Annotated in this window: 16 protein-coding genes; 4 read left to right on the forward strand and 12 right to left on the reverse strand. The window is 43.1% G+C overall.

The annotated features are described in order from the left end of the window. Positions 1 to 115 precede the first annotated feature (115 nt). The 11 genes from V7K49_RS32625 to V7K49_RS32675 form a co-directional block, all read right to left on the reverse strand. The gene (locus tag V7K49_RS32625) at positions 116 to 1,126 is read right to left on the reverse strand and encodes a flavin monoamine oxidase family protein (RefSeq protein WP_335209359.1); all 1,011 of its coding nucleotides are present in this window, start codon (positions 1,124 to 1,126) and stop codon (positions 116 to 118) included. Between the two features lie 108 nt (positions 1,127 to 1,234). After that, a complete protein-coding gene (locus tag V7K49_RS32630) occupies positions 1,235 to 1,918 on the reverse strand; it encodes a class I SAM-dependent methyltransferase (RefSeq protein ID WP_335209361.1) in 684 nt (227 codons plus the stop codon). Then, on the reverse strand, positions 1,915 to 2,247 hold the full coding sequence (locus V7K49_RS32635; protein ID WP_335209362.1) for a low molecular weight protein tyrosine phosphatase family protein: 333 nt from the start codon (positions 2,245 to 2,247) through the stop codon (positions 1,915 to 1,917). Before V7K49_RS32635 ends, V7K49_RS32630 begins: the two co-directional genes overlap by 4 nt. A 213-nt stretch (positions 2,248 to 2,460) precedes the next feature. Then, positions 2,461 to 3,153: a DUF3800 domain-containing protein gene (locus V7K49_RS32640; RefSeq protein WP_335209364.1), complete on the reverse strand. Its 693-nt coding sequence runs from the start codon at positions 3,151 to 3,153 to the stop codon at positions 2,461 to 2,463. Between the two features lie 160 nt (positions 3,154 to 3,313). After that, positions 3,314 to 3,553, reverse strand: coding sequence for a hypothetical protein (locus tag V7K49_RS32645; protein ID WP_335209365.1), 240 nt, complete (start codon positions 3,551 to 3,553; stop codon positions 3,314 to 3,316). Positions 3,554 to 3,623: 70 nt separating this feature from the next. Continuing rightward, positions 3,624 to 4,172: an aspartyl protease gene (locus tag V7K49_RS32650; protein WP_335209366.1), complete on the reverse strand. Its 549-nt coding sequence runs from the start codon at positions 4,170 to 4,172 to the stop codon at positions 3,624 to 3,626. Positions 4,173 to 4,186: 14 nt separating this feature from the next. Continuing rightward, positions 4,187 to 6,979, reverse strand: a complete 2,793-nt coding sequence (gene secA, locus V7K49_RS32655) for a preprotein translocase subunit SecA (RefSeq protein WP_335209367.1) — start codon at positions 6,977 to 6,979, stop codon at positions 4,187 to 4,189. 717 nt (positions 6,980 to 7,696) lie between these two features. Then, positions 7,697 to 8,314 (reverse strand): cytochrome C, encoded by a 618-nt coding sequence (locus tag V7K49_RS32660; protein ID WP_334867999.1) that lies wholly within the window; start codon positions 8,312 to 8,314, stop codon positions 7,697 to 7,699. 643 nt (positions 8,315 to 8,957) lie between these two features. Next, the gene (locus V7K49_RS32665; protein ID WP_335209368.1) at positions 8,958 to 9,608 is read right to left on the reverse strand and encodes a sigma-70 family RNA polymerase sigma factor; all 651 of its coding nucleotides are present in this window, start codon (positions 9,606 to 9,608) and stop codon (positions 8,958 to 8,960) included. 101 nt (positions 9,609 to 9,709) lie between these two features. After that, positions 9,710 to 11,086, reverse strand: coding sequence for a DUF2330 domain-containing protein (locus V7K49_RS32670; protein ID WP_335209369.1), 1,377 nt, complete (start codon positions 11,084 to 11,086; stop codon positions 9,710 to 9,712). Between the two features lie 9 nt (positions 11,087 to 11,095). Next, positions 11,096 to 11,980, reverse strand: a complete 885-nt coding sequence (locus tag V7K49_RS32675) for an RnfABCDGE type electron transport complex subunit D (protein WP_335209371.1) — start codon at positions 11,978 to 11,980, stop codon at positions 11,096 to 11,098. A 413-nt stretch (positions 11,981 to 12,393) separates the two neighbouring features. On the opposite strand from V7K49_RS32675, the gene V7K49_RS32680 reads away from it, so the two are divergent. The 3 genes from V7K49_RS32680 to V7K49_RS32690 all read left to right on the forward strand — a co-directional run bounded on the left by V7K49_RS32680 (position 12,394) and on the right by V7K49_RS32690 (position 14,811). Then, positions 12,394 to 13,074, forward strand: a complete 681-nt coding sequence (locus V7K49_RS32680) for a polysaccharide deacetylase family protein (protein WP_335209372.1) — start codon at positions 12,394 to 12,396, stop codon at positions 13,072 to 13,074. 64 nt (positions 13,075 to 13,138) lie between these two features. Then, positions 13,139 to 14,050 (forward strand): HipA-like protein, encoded by a 912-nt coding sequence (locus V7K49_RS32685; RefSeq protein ID WP_335209373.1) that lies wholly within the window; start codon positions 13,139 to 13,141, stop codon positions 14,048 to 14,050. Then, positions 14,047 to 14,811 (forward strand): HIRAN domain-containing protein, encoded by a 765-nt coding sequence (locus tag V7K49_RS32690; RefSeq protein WP_335209374.1) that lies wholly within the window; start codon positions 14,047 to 14,049, stop codon positions 14,809 to 14,811. Before V7K49_RS32685 ends, V7K49_RS32690 begins: the two co-directional genes overlap by 4 nt. Here V7K49_RS32690 and V7K49_RS32695 read toward each other — a convergent pair. After that, positions 14,808 to 15,785 (reverse strand): carbohydrate kinase family protein, encoded by a 978-nt coding sequence (locus V7K49_RS32695; protein ID WP_335209375.1) that lies wholly within the window; start codon positions 15,783 to 15,785, stop codon positions 14,808 to 14,810. The two genes, V7K49_RS32690 and V7K49_RS32695, sit on opposite strands and share 4 nt — an antisense overlap. 363 nt (positions 15,786 to 16,148) lie before the next feature. Here V7K49_RS32695 and V7K49_RS32700 point away from each other — a divergent pair, with 363 nt between their 5' ends. Beyond that, positions 16,149 to 16,412, forward strand: a complete 264-nt coding sequence (locus V7K49_RS32700; RefSeq protein WP_273766227.1) for a helix-turn-helix domain-containing protein — start codon at positions 16,149 to 16,151, stop codon at positions 16,410 to 16,412. The last annotated feature ends 82 nt before the right edge of the window (positions 16,413 to 16,494 follow it).

Below are 16,494 nucleotides of genomic sequence, written 5' to 3' on the forward strand. Positions count from 1 at the left end.
TTTAGAAAATGCGACCACTAAAATTCATCTCTGTTTTGTCAGACTTATGCTCCGAAGATTAGCTACTTTATAGATCCCAAATGGGTTCTATATTGATCACTGAGGACTAAGTACTTCACTTTTCGGTGTAATCGTCAGAAAAACGTTCGTCCCTTGGAATCCTGGGATGATGACGATTTAGTTGATTGGTATTAATTAGTTTTTTCTGTTGAACAGGCATATTTCGCCAACCTAAATCTTTGAGGATTCTCTGAGCTGCAACTTCACCTGTTCTACAACCCCCTTCCATATATCCTTGGTAGGAGGGAGAGCAGTGTTCACCAGCAAAAAATAGATTACCTACACGTTCTTGTTCAGATCCACTTATCCCTGTCCATTGTCCGACTAAATAGCAAGCATAGGAGGCTCTTGTGTATTGCTCTCCAGGCCAATAGGCGCGAATGGCTTGACCTTGACGCAGGTTTTTGATTCCGGGGAAAATCTGATTTAATTGTGGTAAAAGTATTTGGGCTTGAGATTCTGCTGAACCTTTGTCTAAAAATAAACCATGTTTACCACCAGTAAAGTTAGTAATCAAACCTTTGGGGCCTTTTTGGTAGCGACTGGGTTCCCAAGTGGTTTGAAAGTCTAAATCGGTAAATGTTGCTGCTGTTGAGTTATATTTAGTACGCCACAATTTTTGTTGATAGGCTGTAATTAATTTGGCATTTGTACTATATCCTAGTTGTGCGTTAGCGAAGCTCACCGAAGGTATCGCCTTCTTTTTAAATGCTGGTAAATTCACATCCAGCTTCACTAAACGCAAAGTGGTAAAGGGTAATGTCAGCAAAATTCTTTCATAAGTGCGATCAAAAGTTTTATAACCAGACCGTAAACTAACTCGATAGCGACCATCGGGACGGATACAGATAGCTTCCAATTCTGTTTCAGTTTGTATAGCATAAGCTAAGGAATTCGCTAGCAGACGGGGTACTTGGTCGTTACCACCACGAATAGTATAATGTTCATCGCTTTCACCGTACAGTGAGAACTTATCAGTGTTAGTACCAATCAAAAACAGTAGATTTAAACAGGATTGTTCTGCTGCTTCTCGGCCATATTCAGTAGTATAAGAAACATACAGCATTTGTTGCAGAATAGGATTAATTTTTGCTTGCTCTAAATACAGGGCATCATTTCAGGTTTTCGGTGCCCTGCGAAAACATCTTCTAATTATTTGTGCCTACTTACTTAGTTAAATAGTTGGTCGATAACCACCAAAAACAGCAAAGCTGAAATTTTTGTACCAGCAATCCACATTTTGAAACCCAGCCGCTTCTAGCCAGTGAAGTTGAATATCAAGGGTTGCCATGCGATCGTATTCCATGCGTTTTTGTGTCGCTTTTAAATCCTTTTCTAAGAGACCCTTACCACGCACACAATCTAGCCAGTGTTTACGGTAAAGTTGTTCTAAATCAGGGGTTTTGCCAAGAACTTGATCGGCGTTGACAAATATCCCTCCAGGATTGAGAACATTATAAATCCGTTGATAAAGAAGTTCTTTGTGAAAATCTGACAGATGATGAATCGATAAGGCAGAGATTATAAGGTCATAGGAACCACCTAAATCAGTCTCAACGTAGTTACCAATTAAGATTTTGGGAGATTTACCCATTTTGCTAAATCTAAACTTAGCTTTCTCTAACATCTCAGGGGCTAAGTCCAGCAAGGTGAACTCTGCATTGGGGAAGACGGACTGAACCATACCTGAGTAAAGTCCAGTACCAGCACCCAAATCTAGAACCTTTAGCGGTACAGTGCAATCGTCTGGTATGATTTCAACGGCTGTTTTGTAAAAATCATCAAAACAGGGAATTAGAATACGACGTAAGTTATCGTAATCGACTGCGGCAGAATTAAAAGCTTCTTGAATATTCATTTTTTAATTTTTAATAGCGTTAGAACTTTCTGTTTTAACAACTCAATTAAAGCTGGCTCCATGTATTCATATTCATCTGGTATATGTAAACAAATAATTTTTTTATCTTTAAGAAATGGCTGAAAATTTTTTGATAGCTTGTTTTTATGTGACTTCTCCATCACAAAGATAATATCAGCCGATGCGATCGCTTCAGTTGATAATGGTACTTGGGCATAGCGATCTAAACCTGCCGAGTCTGTTTCAAGTCCTTTATATTCAGAAAACACAGCCTCGGCGGTGGGGCTTCGTAGTTTATTCTGGCTACAGATGAATAAGAGCTTTTTCATTGGATGTATCCATTTTGCTCTCCTGTGCAGCATCCTAAACTTATTCTAATTGGGCTTAAGGTTAGCGTAGCTTTACAGTTTAACAGTTCAGATAAAGTACTTTACTTTGCGATCGCCCCACAGACAACCCTAAAACTACGCCAAGTATAAGTGATCGTATCTTGTTCACCTTCAGAAAGTTGCACTAGAGTGTGGTGTTAGATAAATATAGTTTTATTGCTGTATGTGTAATCCATGAACTATACCGCCTTCAGAATCAAATCTAGACTGAATGATAGAGAAAAACCTGCTATCTCCCTTTTCAAAATGTCTGAAAATTGCGTAAGCGAGTATATCAGCAAGTTGAATTAGTCTCGAAGCTTTTGAGTCTAAAAATAAAGGTACTTCAGAAAAGTTTCTGATAATACCCCAACTGTACCCAATAGTTCTAAAGTCAGTTGCTAAAGATTGAATTGTTGTCTCGTAAGTAGATTTGTCAAAAATTATGATGCCTCTCTGTGTATTATCATTTTTGTGCAGCCTGATCAAATACCTATCAAACCTACTAGCCAGTTGTTCAAATGCAACTTCAACAGGGTCTTTTGGTGATACTACAGTCTTCTTGATCACACTTGCGAATAGTCGATTAGTTGGGTGTGACTGTAGAAAAACCTGCAAAATATCTTCAATAGCTTTTTCTCTATCGCTCTTAGGATAGCTCCTCCACTTTCCTCTACCACTCAGCATTGGACTACCGTGCAATTCAACTGATACCGGATCAGCGGGATCAAATCTAGCAGCAATTTGGTCAAGCTGATCAGAAATCCAATATCCTTGGCGCTCAAATACACAAAATCCAGCCAGTACAAAATATTGTTGGTTTGAGTCGTGCGTTGTGCCAGACTCATCTGCGTACAGCAAATACATGGCTGTTCTATATTTTTAGACAATAAAAATCAGTCAAGGGAAGACTTAGCTTCCGCGATCTGAAAAGGTCAGACCTCTTGACTGCTATTTATATTGTATCAGCTACTTTATAGGCTAGCTTGTTTCTGGTTCACTAGTTATTAAAGTAAAATAGCTTAGTTTACTCGGTTCGACCAATAGATATACCAATTCCTTGAATCTGGTAGAAACTTTCAGCTTTGATCCTAAGTTTGTTGATAAGCTCGATACCGTCAATGACTTCTTTCTGAGGACGTTCGAGGTAAACATTGCCGTTACTGTCGATAAATCTATCTAAAGTCTGACCTTTTTCCTGTGTTACTACTTTCCAATTAACAATTGTCACTATACTTCCATTAGAGTCTGTGATTCTCGCATACATAAATAATACACCTAAGTCCTAAAAATGAATTTAAAAAAATTGCCCCATATTACTTAGTGTAGAGTAATACTTAATGAATTTTTGCATATCTTCGCTCAGAATTCATCGGCAAAACCCGCAACTTCCGATTTTTAAGGTCTGGTTCTAACCCTAAAACTTCCATAGGCGTCACACCCAAAAGGGCATAGGGTACTTCTGTGAGTTCCAAACAATCAAAAGTTCCTTGACGCTCTGCAATACTAAGTTCAACATCTCGGAAAATTCGCCCCTGCTTTACTCCAGCAGCATTCTCTACCTGGGCTTCTCCACCTTGAACTAAACCTAGTTGACTAATAATGCTAGCAGGTAAACACAGCAAATTTGCACCCATGTCAACTAAAACATCATCCAAAGTATAAGAGCGAACTTCCCCCGAAGAAATAAAGCCTCGTTGAGCCAAAACTTGATCAATTCGATTGGTGAGAGTAAGGGTAACTATTACTTGCTCCATTTGCTTACCCTGAAGATTTGGCAGTACCAGCTTACCCATTTCAGCAAACTCCTGAAAACAAAATATTTTTGAGAGATGCCTTAAAACACAAAGACGCAAAAACGCCTCTGCGCCTTTGCGTCTCTGCATAAGATATTCCTTATCTACACCATCTCTGATTCTGCCTGCATCATCTGCTGAGGCTGCGGTTGGAACATGAACAACGAATAAACCACATCTCGGCGGATGTTGACCATCATATCCAAGAAGAGTTCGTAACCCTCGCTCTTATACTCAATTAGCGGGTCTTTTTGACCGTAACCACGTAATCCCACCGATTCGCGTAAGGCATCCATTTGTTGCAGGTGTTCCCGCCACAGGGTATCAATGCGTTGCAAGATAAAAAAGCGTTCAGCTTGGCGCATCAGTCCGGGCTGAACTTGGTCAATCTGTGCTTCTTTGAGATCGTAAGCAATTCGCACCTGTTCATGGAGGAAAGCTTTAATCTCACTGACTGACATATCCTCTAATTGACTTGGCTGCAAATCCGCTAGCAGATAGACGAATTCTTTGACTTTCTCAACCAACTTTTCTAACTCCCACTCTTCCGAGGGTAAGTCTACGTTGATATAGTAGTCAACGATGTCATCCATCGTTTTTTCAGCGTACTTGATTACCTGTTCTTTCAAATCTTGACCTTCTAACACCCGGCGACGTTCAGCGTAAATAGCACGACGTTGATTATTCATCACCTCGTCATACTCAAATACCTGCTTCCGAATATCGTAGTAGTAGGTTTCAACTTTTTTCTGTGCGCCCTCCAAACTGCGGGTTAGCATCCCAGATTCGATGGGCATATCTTCTTCCACTTGGAAGGCATTCATTAACCCAGCAACGCGATCGCCACCAAAAATCCGCAGTAGGTTATCCTCTAAACTTAGGAAGAATCTCGTGGTTCCAGGGTCACCTTGTCTTCCTGCACGTCCGCGTAACTGGTTGTCAATCCGCCGTGATTCGTGGCGTTCTGTACCAATTACGTGCAAACCGCCGATTTCTACTACCTCATTATGTTCACGGGTAGTAAATTGTTCGTATTCCTGCTTAACGCGGTTGTAAGCTGACCGCAATTTCTGAATCACGGGGTCGTCGATGGGAGCTTTTTCTGCTGCTATAGCTACCTTGTCTTCAGCTTCCAATTCCGGTAAACTGCGATCGCCATACTCACGCACTGCAATTTCTACTGCGTCTTTGAGTAGTTTTTCTGTTTCTTTTGTTAACTGGGTGGGGAAAATTTCTGGTGAAGCCCGCCAAGTTTTGACTTTTTTGCCAGGGACAAAGCCTTGACCACCGCCGTGTCCTGTAGGCAATCCGGCTGGTCTTTGAACGCCAAAGGTGTCTTCATCTTCTGGCATGACGATCCGGGGCATGAAGTATTCCCGCAGCTTCAAACGTGCCATATATTCGGAGTTTCCACCCAGGATGATGTCTGTACCTCTACCAGCCATGTTAGTAGCAATAGTAACAGCACCTTTGCGTCCAGCTTGGGCGACGATTTCTGCCTCACGCTCGACGTTTTCCGGTCGGGCGTTGAGTAATTCGTGGGGAATCTCCAGCTGCTTCAGCAGTCGGCTGAGAAGTTCGGATTTTTCCACACTAGTGGTTCCTACTAATACAGGTCTGCCGAGTTCGTGCATTTCGGCACATTCTTTAGCGATCGCACCCCACTTGCCTGGTTCTGTCTTAAAGACCATATCAGACAAGTCTTCGCGTCTTCTGGTTTGATTGGTGGGAATTACGGCGACTTCCAGTTTGTAAATTTTTTCAAATTCTGGTTCTTCCGTTTTTGCCGTTCCGGTCATTCCACCGAGTTTTGGATACAGCAAAAACATATTTTGATAAGTAATTGTCGCTAGAGTTTGAGTTTCTGGCTGAATTTCTTCGTGTTCTTTGGCTTCAATAGCCTGGTGTAATCCATCACTCCAACGCCGTCCGGGTAGCACCCGACCAGTAAATTCATCCACAATTACCACTTCCCCATTGCGGACGATGTAATTTACGTCCTTGAGAAAAAGTTCTTTGGCTTTAATCGCATTGAAAACGAAGTGCGCCCAAGGATCTTCTGGGTCAAATAAATCTGTGACTCCCAAAAGATTTTCGGCTTCAGCAAAGCCTTCATCTGTCAATAGCACGTTACGAGCTTTTTCATCCACATCGTAATGCTCGTCTTTCTTGAGTGTGAATGCGATTTCAGCAGCTTGGAGATACTTTTCTGTAGGTCTTTCCACCTGCCCAGAAATAATCAGTGGTGTCCGCGCCTCATCAATTAAAATTGAGTCTACCTCGTCAATCACGCAATAATTGAACGGGCGTTGCACCACATCTGCCATTGATGTCGCCATGTTATCCCGCAGGTAGTCAAACCCTACTTCGCTGTTGGTGACATAGGTAATATCGCAATCGTAATTTTTCTGGCGTTCACTGGGAGTCATGCTTGACTGGATTAGCCCCACACTCAGCCCCAAGAACCGATGTACCTGTCCCATCCATTCCGCATCCCGACGAGCCAGGTAATCGTTCACGGTGACGACGTGTACACCTTTACCAGTAAGACCATTTAAATAACTCGGTAAGGTTGCCACGAGCGTTTTTCCCTCACCGGTTTTCATTTCGGCAATTTGCCCTATATGCAAAATGATCCCGCCAACGAGTTGGACATCAAAGTGCCGTAAGCCTAAGACTCGCCGTCCTGCTTCCCGGACAACGGCGTAAGCTTCTGGCAAAAGGTCATCCAGAGTTTCGTCTTTGGCAAGCCGTTGTTTAAATTCAGCGGTTTTACCTTTTAACTCCTCATCGGAAAGAACCTTAATTTCTTCCTCTAAAAGGTTAATTTCAGTAACAGAAGGTTGGTATTTTTTAAGCTTACGAGCGTTGGGGTCGCCCAACAAAAGTTTTAACATGGCAGGTTATAGAACTGAATCAAGGGGGATGGGGATTAAAGGTTCGGTATTGATTATAAACATTTAACCCAACCCAACCGTCTTGGTCGTGGATGGGTGTTAACCGAGAATTAACTCAAAAACAGGAGAAAAACTAGCCAATCATTTAGTAAACTGATTGGTTTTAACTCTTATCTTATATTTAGTCTTTCTTCATAGTATCATTTTGCCCCCAGATAGGGCCAGAGAGGGAGTGGGGGAATAGACTTATAAGATATGAATTATAAAATTTTTCAACTCCTAATACCGTTTCACTTTAATAATTAGGACTTACGCACAGTCCACGAATTCTTCTCTACGAGACGCTGCGCGTTGGCAGTTCGATAAATTAAGCTTTTGGGCGGTTTTCGCGTAAGTCCTAATAATGACACAAGTAGGTTAGTAGAAACACGGCAATGCCCATGCGTGTCAACTTAACGTGAAACCCTTGTCAAGACGTGATATTCAGTTCTCTGGCTTCTCATCACGATCCGTGTCACCCCACCCTAACCCTCCCCGATGGATTGGGGAGGGAACTAAATTTCCTATTTCCCCCCAATCCATCGGGGGGATTCAGGGGGGCAAAACGCCTGTGGGTCATGGATTTCAACTTAAGTTGACACCAATGGGCAATGCCGTGCCCCTACGAGAAATTTATATGTATCAGGGTTTGCGTGAAATACTACAATACCTCACTCTTCACTTCCACTCTGGTGTCAGGCGGCGGAAATTGTAATCACTAGCACTGGGATGACAGCTAACACAACTGCCAAGCTGGACGGGACGTGGTAACTTAACTCCTGGATGTAGAGCTTTGAAATAACGCGAGTTGTTGAGGCGATAGGGTGTTTCTTCGTCGTCTAGCTGCACACGGGAGAAAGTCGAAAGATATTTCCACACCAAGATGCGTGGCGGATCGACTAAAGGCTTTAGTTGTGCGCCGTAGTGCTGCGAGTCTTGCAGGAGATTTTTCCAAGTTTGGGTGGGTAAAACGGCTGGTGGTAAGGCGATGTGGCATGTGGAGCAGTTTTCCAAATACAGTTCTTGCCCTAGTTGGTACTGTGCAGGAACTACGTCAACTGTGCCAATTTCGGCGGGGGGAGTAGCACTGTGGGCATTAGTTGCCAAGGCTAGAAGCCAGCCCATAGCTAGGCTCCACGTTACAATTACCAAAAGTAAACCGAAAAATTGGCGCTTAAATTGGCGTTCGGCGCTTTGCTGTAGCACTTGGCGATCGCTTCGGGCGGGACGTAGCCCATCGCTGTTAGGCATGCGCTTTTCGCCATTGTGGGTTTTGCGCTTAACAAAAATTGACATTCCTCACATTCCCAGATATTTAGAAGTGGCACTAGTGCTAATCATAGGACTTACGCAGTCTTGGCAGTGTTTCACATTTTGCGTAAGTACTTTTAGTAATGTGGCGATGTTTATTGGCAAGCCGCTCTCCATGCATAACAGTAATAAAAATGTCTATTCAGCGCACTACTGATTAGACTCTTGCATAAATCAAAAATAAAAACCCTACCCCGCCAAAGCTACGCTTTGTCTCCCCTAAGAGCTTGGCTTGCTTTTAGGGGTTGGGGGTGGGGTGTTAGGGACTTTTGCAAGAGGTCTATTATTTGAATCACCGTTACGGCGAACTAGTGAAATAAGGCTTTAGGCACTGGGAGTCCCAAAAGGGCATTAGAACAGGGTGGTATGAAATTTTGATTTGACATACCTACGTCACCCAAAATCTCGGTGAAGAGATGACATCCTGACGGAACCAACAAATAGTTATGAGGAGCGAAGTAACCCAACCAATTACTCTCAAAGAGGCGAACACTGCGAGTAGTCAGCTAAGACAAAATATCTGGATAACCAGGTAACGGATAGGGAAGATTGCCTCTGTTGCCAATGACTTACTGTAACGGTGAGGATATGCTGACGGATTCAATCAACCTCTCCCCTTGTTCCTTATTTATAACAATCCCTCCAATTCAGCGAATTTACGCAAACGTGGTAGACACTGGCGCTGATAAAAACTGCTTAATGTCGGAATTGACAGCCCAAATTCCTCAGATAATTCTCTCCAGCTAACTTCCGGGGGTAGGCGGTTGAGAATTAACACCTGACAATTCACATCTGGACGCCCTTTAATGTAAGTACGGCGCAGTTCTCCTTCGGAATCTGTCTTAGCCCATATCTCCAAGTCTTCCAGAATGGGAGGTGCTTGGGGGGTAGCTGGGAGGTTATCTACAGGATCAATGGTTTCCCTGATTCCACCCGATGTAGACTGACGAACCCGAGGAGAGACTGTTGTGGCTTGTTCCCGGTTCTGGTTAGTGTAAAAGTCTTGTAGTCTCCGGTTTAGGTAAGCATTCAGCCAGGTAATGACACTGCCATAGGTGGGGTCATAGATTTTACCTGTCAAACCTTCACAAACATTGCGGCAGAAATATAACCAAGTTTGTTGTAGTGCATCTTGATAGTAGGGAGTACTTTCCCTCCAGAGTCTATTTGCTGTCAAGCGAATAATTTGCGTGAGCAGCTTCTGACGCTGAGGGCTTCCAGGTGGGTGTCCACAGGCTTCGCTAACTAAGCAGCGTAGCTGTTCATCGAATTGAACCATGACAATCTTGGGGCAGAAAGCAAGAATATCTTAGTATTGCTTATAACAACCCCCTAAAAAATTACCTTTAGTCAAGATGCGGTATTTTTTTTCAAATCCTTTCAATATAATCCCAGCCAGGAAAATAAATTTTCCCACCAGGAATATGTCAGATTACCAATACTCAGCTTCATTTTGTTGCGAATGTCTTGGATATTCCAGTTGGTTAGTTTAGCTAGAGTTTGCGCCTCTTGTTCAAAACGCTTGGGCAAAGACTGCTTATATTCTCTACCTGCCTGACATTTGAGTTCCCCTTGGAACGGATGTTGCAAAACATAACGCCCTTGGAAAGATTCACTGTTAGCAGTTTGTTGGAATATCAGGTCTTCAGGGAATTTGTCGCGGGTGTAGCGGACATGCAGCCGGGAGATGAAGACGTTACTTTTAGGAGAGGGACGACGAAAGCTGGGGGATGCTGGCAGATTACTTCCAGAATTATCATCTAGCCAAAATACGCCTGCTTGCTTTAGTTCCTCTTGGGTTAGGGGATCAGCAGAACAAGGATCGCAACTACTCATGTCCCAAGCGTATTCCAAAAAACCAACTTTCCTGTCTTCTTTGGTGTAGACGGTTTGAAACATGGATTTGTAGAATTCACCAAATTCATCTTTGACAAACAAAGGAATGTTCGTGTTAGAAGGGATTTTCACCGTCCGGTAGTTAGTGATTTCTGCCTGTCCTTGGGGCGAGAGGATGTAGACAATCAAATCCTGCTCTGTTGTAGCATTGATCATGCCTAAACGAATTGGCAGCATGAATTTGGGTGACTGGTAGGAAATTTGTAGCGGACGAAGGAACTGGTAGCCAGATTTCTCGAATTTATCCAAGTTGACTTTGGCAACAAAGAATTTCATTGAGGAGCGGATGTAAGGCTTTAGTAACTGTTTCGCACCTCTGGGGATTTTGTAGCCATTGCGTTTGAGCCAAGTTTCTAGTCCCCCAGATTCTTTGGCACTAAGGATCACGATGTCGTATTCGCCGACATTGAAACGTGCTTCGACTGTTACACCCAAACTGCGATCGCTCGTCTTTTCAGGTTCCTCATTGACTGCTCTGCTTCTAGGTGCAGCAGCAGGGCGATTTTCAAAATCAGTGACAGCACAAGGATCTGAGTCAAAATATTCTACTAATCGCGGTGCACTAAAAGCATCTAGGCGTTCGATAATCTTGGGTTCAGTCACATGAACTTGCTCTTTTTGCAGCACCGTTGGCACAGGTACTACTATTGCAAAATCTTTGACTTCGCCTTGAAAGTCGTTTGCCATTGTTAGGACAGTGTGTTCCTCATCCCGTGCTATCACCACCTGAGAAGCTTTGTTATACAGTTTTGTATCAGCCTTGGCTACATAAAATCCACAAAATGCCCAAGCTGCGGGTGCAAGGCATAAAACAGCTACAATTGTCAACAATAATGGCGTTAAGAGTCGAAAAAACTTCATTTTATACCTCTACTTTTTTAGTGCTGAATTAAGAGAGACGCGATTAATCGCGTCTGTACAGGAGTTAGGAGTAAGAAGTTCTCCCCCTGCTTCCCCTGCTCTCTCATCTCCCTCTTGCCAAGCAAACCGTGGAGCTACCCAGAGAATATCTAGCAGAATGGTCAATGGTGCAAGGGCAAACAGTGCCCAGAAAACTGCTGTGGAAATAAAGAAATAATTCCGCAGGATAAAAGTTAATCCGGCGATGCAAACTGCCCAAACTACACGCCCAATCCGAGAATTGGGGATCGATCGCGGATCTGTAATCATAAATAGGGCGAACAGCAGCAAAGACCCGCTCATCAATCGGTGCCAGTAAACATCCCAAGTCCAACCCAGCCAGAGATTGCGAATCGCCTCCAGCAAGGAGTAGCTACCCAAAAAAGCTGCTGTGGTGTCCCAGCGACCAACGCGCTGCAAAATCATGCCACCAGTTCCGGCAAATAATAGCCCATACCACCACTCTTCACCCCATTGTCCCGGTGAAACCCAAGCATCGGGGGTCAGAATCAAGGCAGAAATGATCCCAAAATTGGCGGGATTAAAGAAATGCTTATCACCGACTTGGAAGATAAATTTGCTGGCGATCGCACTTGCTGCGGCTATTGCCATTGTTGTCCAGTGGTCAGCCCGCAACAGCAGGGACAGTCCTAAAGATGTAATTAAAGCACTCCGAAGATTCGTCATTTGTTCTTTGCCAGTAACTAATGACAATATCCATTGGGTTGCAAGACTTGTGGTGATCGCTACCCCAATCAACTCTGGTCGCAGCGTCCAATCTCGTGTACCGATTCCCACGACTAGGAACAAGCCCAGAAATAGAATTTGATAATCTCGTATATCTTTGAGCAACATTACCCTTTCATTCAGGGATTCCCCGTAGATTTGTCACCAATGTAGACGAGTGCTAGCTCAAATAATGTTACTGTTACAGATTTTGTTACAAAATAAAGCGGTAAATCTAAGAACCCCTGAGGATATAGTCAGAGATAGAAATGTATTGAGGGTATGGGAGTAGAAGAAAGAGAGGCTTGGTGTTAGCTTTGTTTTTTCCTTTGTTGACCCTTATACACCCGTAGTCTTGCACCCTTATACCCTGGCTCAACAAAAAATCTTTTTGCGTAAATCCTACCCACTGACCTACCAGATGTAGATTACCATTTAAGCAAATATGCTTCATCGCCAGAAGTTGCAGCTACGCCCGTCGCAGACATCGCAGTTTCACAAGCAACACCGACAAAAAGTTGTCAGCAGCAGATAAACGCAAAATGCAGCTAGCTCCCCTGTTCCCAATTTTATACCGCATTCTCCAGCCAAGTTTTCCCAACTGCCTTTGGGCTGGAAATCCCCATTCTAAAGCGATCGCCCTCACATTCGATGATGGGCCCCATCCGCAATACACACCCGAAGTCTTGGCAGTGTTAGATCGTTACAACATTACAGCTAGTTTTTTTTGGTTGGGTGTTTGCGTCAACCGTTCACCAGCCATTGCTAAAGCCGTTAGCGATCGCGGACACTGGATCGGATTGCATGGCTACGATCATCGCTCTTTTCCAATGCTTTCCCCAAATGACCTGAAAGACAGTTTAGAAAAAACCCAAGCTGCCATCTACAATGCCTGCAACCTGCAACCTGAACAAGTGCGAGATGTCCGCCCCCCCAATGGTTTATTTACACCTGCTACTTTAAAATTATTTTTTCAGTGGAATTACCGGCCAGTTATGTGGAGTGTTGTACCAGAAGACTGGGTGCGACCAGGTGTCACCACCGTGGTAGAGCGAATTATGCAGCAGGTCAAAAATGGTTCAATAATCGTTTTGCATGATGGTGCTTGCGGTGGAGAAGATGTTGCTGCCACAATTCAAATCCTGATTCCGCAACTGCTACAACAAGGCTATGAGTTTGTGACTGTTGATACTCTGTGGCAACGAGCTAAGGCTAACCATTGACTGTTACACATTTAAGGATAGGTGAAGTTAATAATTTGCTTAAAATCAGGATTTCCCATAAATTATGCCAGAGCAATTTCCTATCATTGATGTTCCCCTAGATGCCCCAGAGGCTGATGAAGATTTGGGAACAAAAGAAAAGTTCTGGTTTCGTCATCATGATCTAGGTCGTTGTCTATTCAAGAAAGCTAGACCAAACACAGGAGAAGATTGGGCAGAGAAGATTGCAGCCCAGTTGTGTGAGTTGCTGGGTTTACCCCATGCTGGTTATGAACTAGCGACATTCAATGGGGAAAATGGCATTGTTTCACCCTCATTTTTGCCGCCTCAAGAAGGTGCAATTCTCACCCTTGGTAATGAAATTCTGGCTCGAATAGTATCGGATTATCCACAAGATTCTAAAGACCTATCCCGACACACAATAGATAATGTATTCAATGCTATCGGAGATGCTTCGCTAAATTTGCCCATCAACTGGACAGCACCAGGGGAAATTAGTCATGCGAGGGAAACTTTTGTTGGGTATTTACTCTTGGATGCTTGGATTGGAAATAGCGATCGACACCATGAAAATTGGGCATTCATCAGTTTACAAGAGAAGATTTATCTAGCACCAACTTATGACCACGCCTCTTGTCTCGGTAGGATCGAGTCTGATTTTAATAGGAAAAGCAGGTTAACCACAAAAGATGCTGGCTTTTCTGTCCAAGCCTATGTGCAAAAATGCAATTCTGCGTTGTATGCTAGAGTTGGTGATCAAAAAACCCTCAAGACTTTTAATGCATTTTGTGAAGCGCAACAACGGTGTCCAGATGCAGCGAAGGTATGGTTAAATAATCTAGCAAGGGTGTCAAGCAATGATACGTTAGAGCTTTTTGAGCGTATTCCATCTAATCGCATATCGCAAACAGCAATTGAATTTGCACAAAAGATATTGGAGTTAAATCAAAGTAAGCTGCTGGACACCCTACTATGAAAACACTTTTTTTAGCTTGGCAAGATCCTAAAAGTCGCGCTTGGCTTCCCATTGGTCGCTTGACATTTGACGGAAAAAAATATCAGTTTGTATATACACAAGGTGCTATTAAAGCTCAAGCTGAACATAATTTTCAGCTATTGTATTCCTTCCCAGACTTGAACAAAGAATACGCATCAGTTGAACTATTCCCTTTATTCTCTAATCGATTAATGCGACGCTCTCGCCCGAACTACAAAGATTATATTGAATCACTAAATATTTCTGAAGGTGAAGACGATCCAGTTAGCATTCTTTCTCGGAGTGGTGGACGCAAAGTAACAGATTATTTTGAAGTTTTCCCCTGCCCAGAACCAGATGAAAATGGTTTATACCACATCCATTTTTTTGTACATGGACTGCGGCATCTTCCTGCTTGTGCAACTGAGCGAATTAATCAATTACAAACAGGTGAAGTATTATATTTAGCTAACGAATTTCAAAATCCCTATGACTTGCAGGCATTGCTCTTATGTACTGAGGATCATTACATCGTAGGTTATTGCCCCCGGTATATTGTCGATGATGTTTTTAAACTCAAGAACAAAAATCCCGAACTTGTAAATGTAAAAGTTGAGCGGGTTAACCCAGTACCAACACCTCTCCAACTACGTTTATTGTGCAATATGACCGCAGAATGGCATGAGGATTTTCGTCCATTTTCTAGTCGGGAGTATCAGCCTGTGGTAGCTGATATCCCAGTGACTTATGCTAATTCCTAAAGTTGATGTGCGGCTAGAAAAGCTTCGACTTCAGCATTTGTAGGTTGGGAAGCGATCGCACCTGCTTTAATGGTAGTCAGCGCTCCAACAGCACTGGCATATGTGACAATGCGTTTTGCTGTTTCTGCATCTCGCAAACTGTGGATGCCGTGCTGACTCAGTTGGTGGATGAATCCTGCCAAAAAGCTATCACCTGCACCAGTTGTATCAACTACGGGGATGGAAAACGCAGATAATTTGCCTTCGTTCTCACCCAGACAGTAGGTGCAACCGTTTTCACCATCTGTCACTAATACTCCTTCAATTGAACCCAGACGGTAAGTGATGGCTCCGGGATCTGCGCTTTCAAATAGCCATTCAGCTTCTTCTTTGGAGAGTTTGAGGAAATCGACTTGCTTAAATAATTCTGGAATTTTTTGATGAGCGATGTTTGGCTCGTCCCAAAATACAGGACGCCAGTTGACATCTAGCACAATCTTCAAGTCGTAATGTTCTGCTAACTCTAGGGCGCGGTAAATTGCCTGTTCACTTTCAGGATAGGCTAATTCCAAAGTACCCAAAACCAGAAAATCTGCCTCTTGAAACAACGAATTTGGCAATTGTTTAGCTTGCAGACAAGTATCAGCAAATTCTGCGGTATCATACTGACCAAATCCGGCGAAGGTGCGATCGCCAGCCAGATCCCGTGTAACATAAACTTGCCGCGTTGGTGCTGTGGGATGGCGTTGTACCCCCGTCGTCTCTACACCTACATCTTGTAATAGCTTGAGCAGTACATTCCCTGGTTCATCTTCGCCAACGGCTCCGATAAAGCCGGCTGATGTTCCTAACTTGACTAAAGCACAGGCTACGTTAGCTGGTGCCCCTCCTGGGTAGGGAGTCCAAGATTTCACTTCTTCCAGCTTTAGCCCCAATTGATCGGCTAAACAATCAAACAAAATTTCACCAAGGCACAAAACACGGGGATTGCTCATCTCATTTTTAATTTTAGATTTCGATTTGGAATTAGGAATTTACAGTATAAAATCTACAATAATTTTTGCTAATCTGTCGCCAGTCCTTCATAGAATTAAATAGCAATTTTTACTACTCCATAACATCTATATGCTTCTGAACATCGCCTAAATTATCTAAATATTTTTACTAGCTTTTAAAAATAAATAAGTGTTATATAGTACTTATCTCTTGTCATGGTTTATATTCTTGCCAACTTGAAATCCAAAGAAAATATTGACAATGGTATTACTGCTAACACTTGAAACCCCTACCAACAAAAGAATCTTCTAGAATTAGAAAGAGCGATTAAGTACATATACCAAGCGAGGATAGAAATAGTCATGGCTGGTGGCAAGTCTGAGACCCCCGTTAGTCTGTCAGACAGAGAACTGCAAATTATCGACTTAGTGGCCACTGGCTTAACTAACCAAGAGATTGCAGGAAAACTGGAGATTAGCAAGCGTACAGTTGATAACCATATCAGTAATATTCTGACTAAGACGCAGACAGAAAATCGAGTAGCTCTTGTCCGCTGGGCTTTACAGTGGGGAAAAGTCTGTTTGAATGATGTTAATTGTTGTCTTCTGCCTAACCAGATCGAATAAACAATTTATTTGGTAGCAACGTAATTGCTCTGGTCTGGTATACTGACAAGCCAATTTTCAGGTTTACTGATTTTTCCCCTCC

The organism is Nostoc sp. (assembly GCF_036919675.1).
GTDB lineage: Bacteria > Cyanobacteriota > Cyanobacteriia > Cyanobacteriales > Nostocaceae > Nostoc.

Coding starts and splice junctions, on each gene's coding strand:
- V7K49_RS32625 (WP_335209359.1), bottom strand. CDS start 1,126: ATGCTGTATGTTTCTTATACTACTGAATATGGCCGAGAAGCAGCAGAA.
- V7K49_RS32630 (WP_335209361.1), bottom strand. CDS start 1,918: ATGAATATTCAAGAAGCTTTTAATTCTGCCGCAGTCGATTACGATAAC.
- V7K49_RS32635 (WP_335209362.1), bottom strand. CDS start 2,247: ATGAAAAAGCTCTTATTCATCTGTAGCCAGAATAAACTACGAAGCCCC.
- V7K49_RS32640 (WP_335209364.1), bottom strand. CDS start 3,153: ATGTATTTGCTGTACGCAGATGAGTCTGGCACAACGCACGACTCAAAC.
- V7K49_RS32645 (WP_335209365.1), bottom strand. CDS start 3,553: ATGTATGCGAGAATCACAGACTCTAATGGAAGTATAGTGACAATTGTT.
- V7K49_RS32650 (WP_335209366.1), bottom strand. CDS start 4,172: ATGCAGAGACGCAAAGGCGCAGAGGCGTTTTTGCGTCTTTGTGTTTTA.
- secA (WP_335209367.1), bottom strand. CDS start 6,979: ATGTTAAAACTTTTGTTGGGCGACCCCAACGCTCGTAAGCTTAAAAAA.
- V7K49_RS32660 (WP_334867999.1), bottom strand. CDS start 8,314: ATGTCAATTTTTGTTAAGCGCAAAACCCACAATGGCGAAAAGCGCATG.
- V7K49_RS32665 (WP_335209368.1), bottom strand. CDS start 9,608: ATGGTTCAATTCGATGAACAGCTACGCTGCTTAGTTAGCGAAGCCTGT.
- V7K49_RS32670 (WP_335209369.1), bottom strand. CDS start 11,086: ATGAAGTTTTTTCGACTCTTAACGCCATTATTGTTGACAATTGTAGCT.
- V7K49_RS32675 (WP_335209371.1), bottom strand. CDS start 11,980: ATGTTGCTCAAAGATATACGAGATTATCAAATTCTATTTCTGGGCTTG.
- V7K49_RS32680 (WP_335209372.1), top strand. CDS start 12,394: ATGCAGCTAGCTCCCCTGTTCCCAATTTTATACCGCATTCTCCAGCCA.
- V7K49_RS32685 (WP_335209373.1), top strand. CDS start 13,139: ATGCCAGAGCAATTTCCTATCATTGATGTTCCCCTAGATGCCCCAGAG.
- V7K49_RS32690 (WP_335209374.1), top strand. CDS start 14,047: ATGAAAACACTTTTTTTAGCTTGGCAAGATCCTAAAAGTCGCGCTTGG.
- V7K49_RS32695 (WP_335209375.1), bottom strand. CDS start 15,785: ATGAGCAATCCCCGTGTTTTGTGCCTTGGTGAAATTTTGTTTGATTGT.
- V7K49_RS32700 (WP_273766227.1), top strand. CDS start 16,149: ATGGCTGGTGGCAAGTCTGAGACCCCCGTTAGTCTGTCAGACAGAGAA.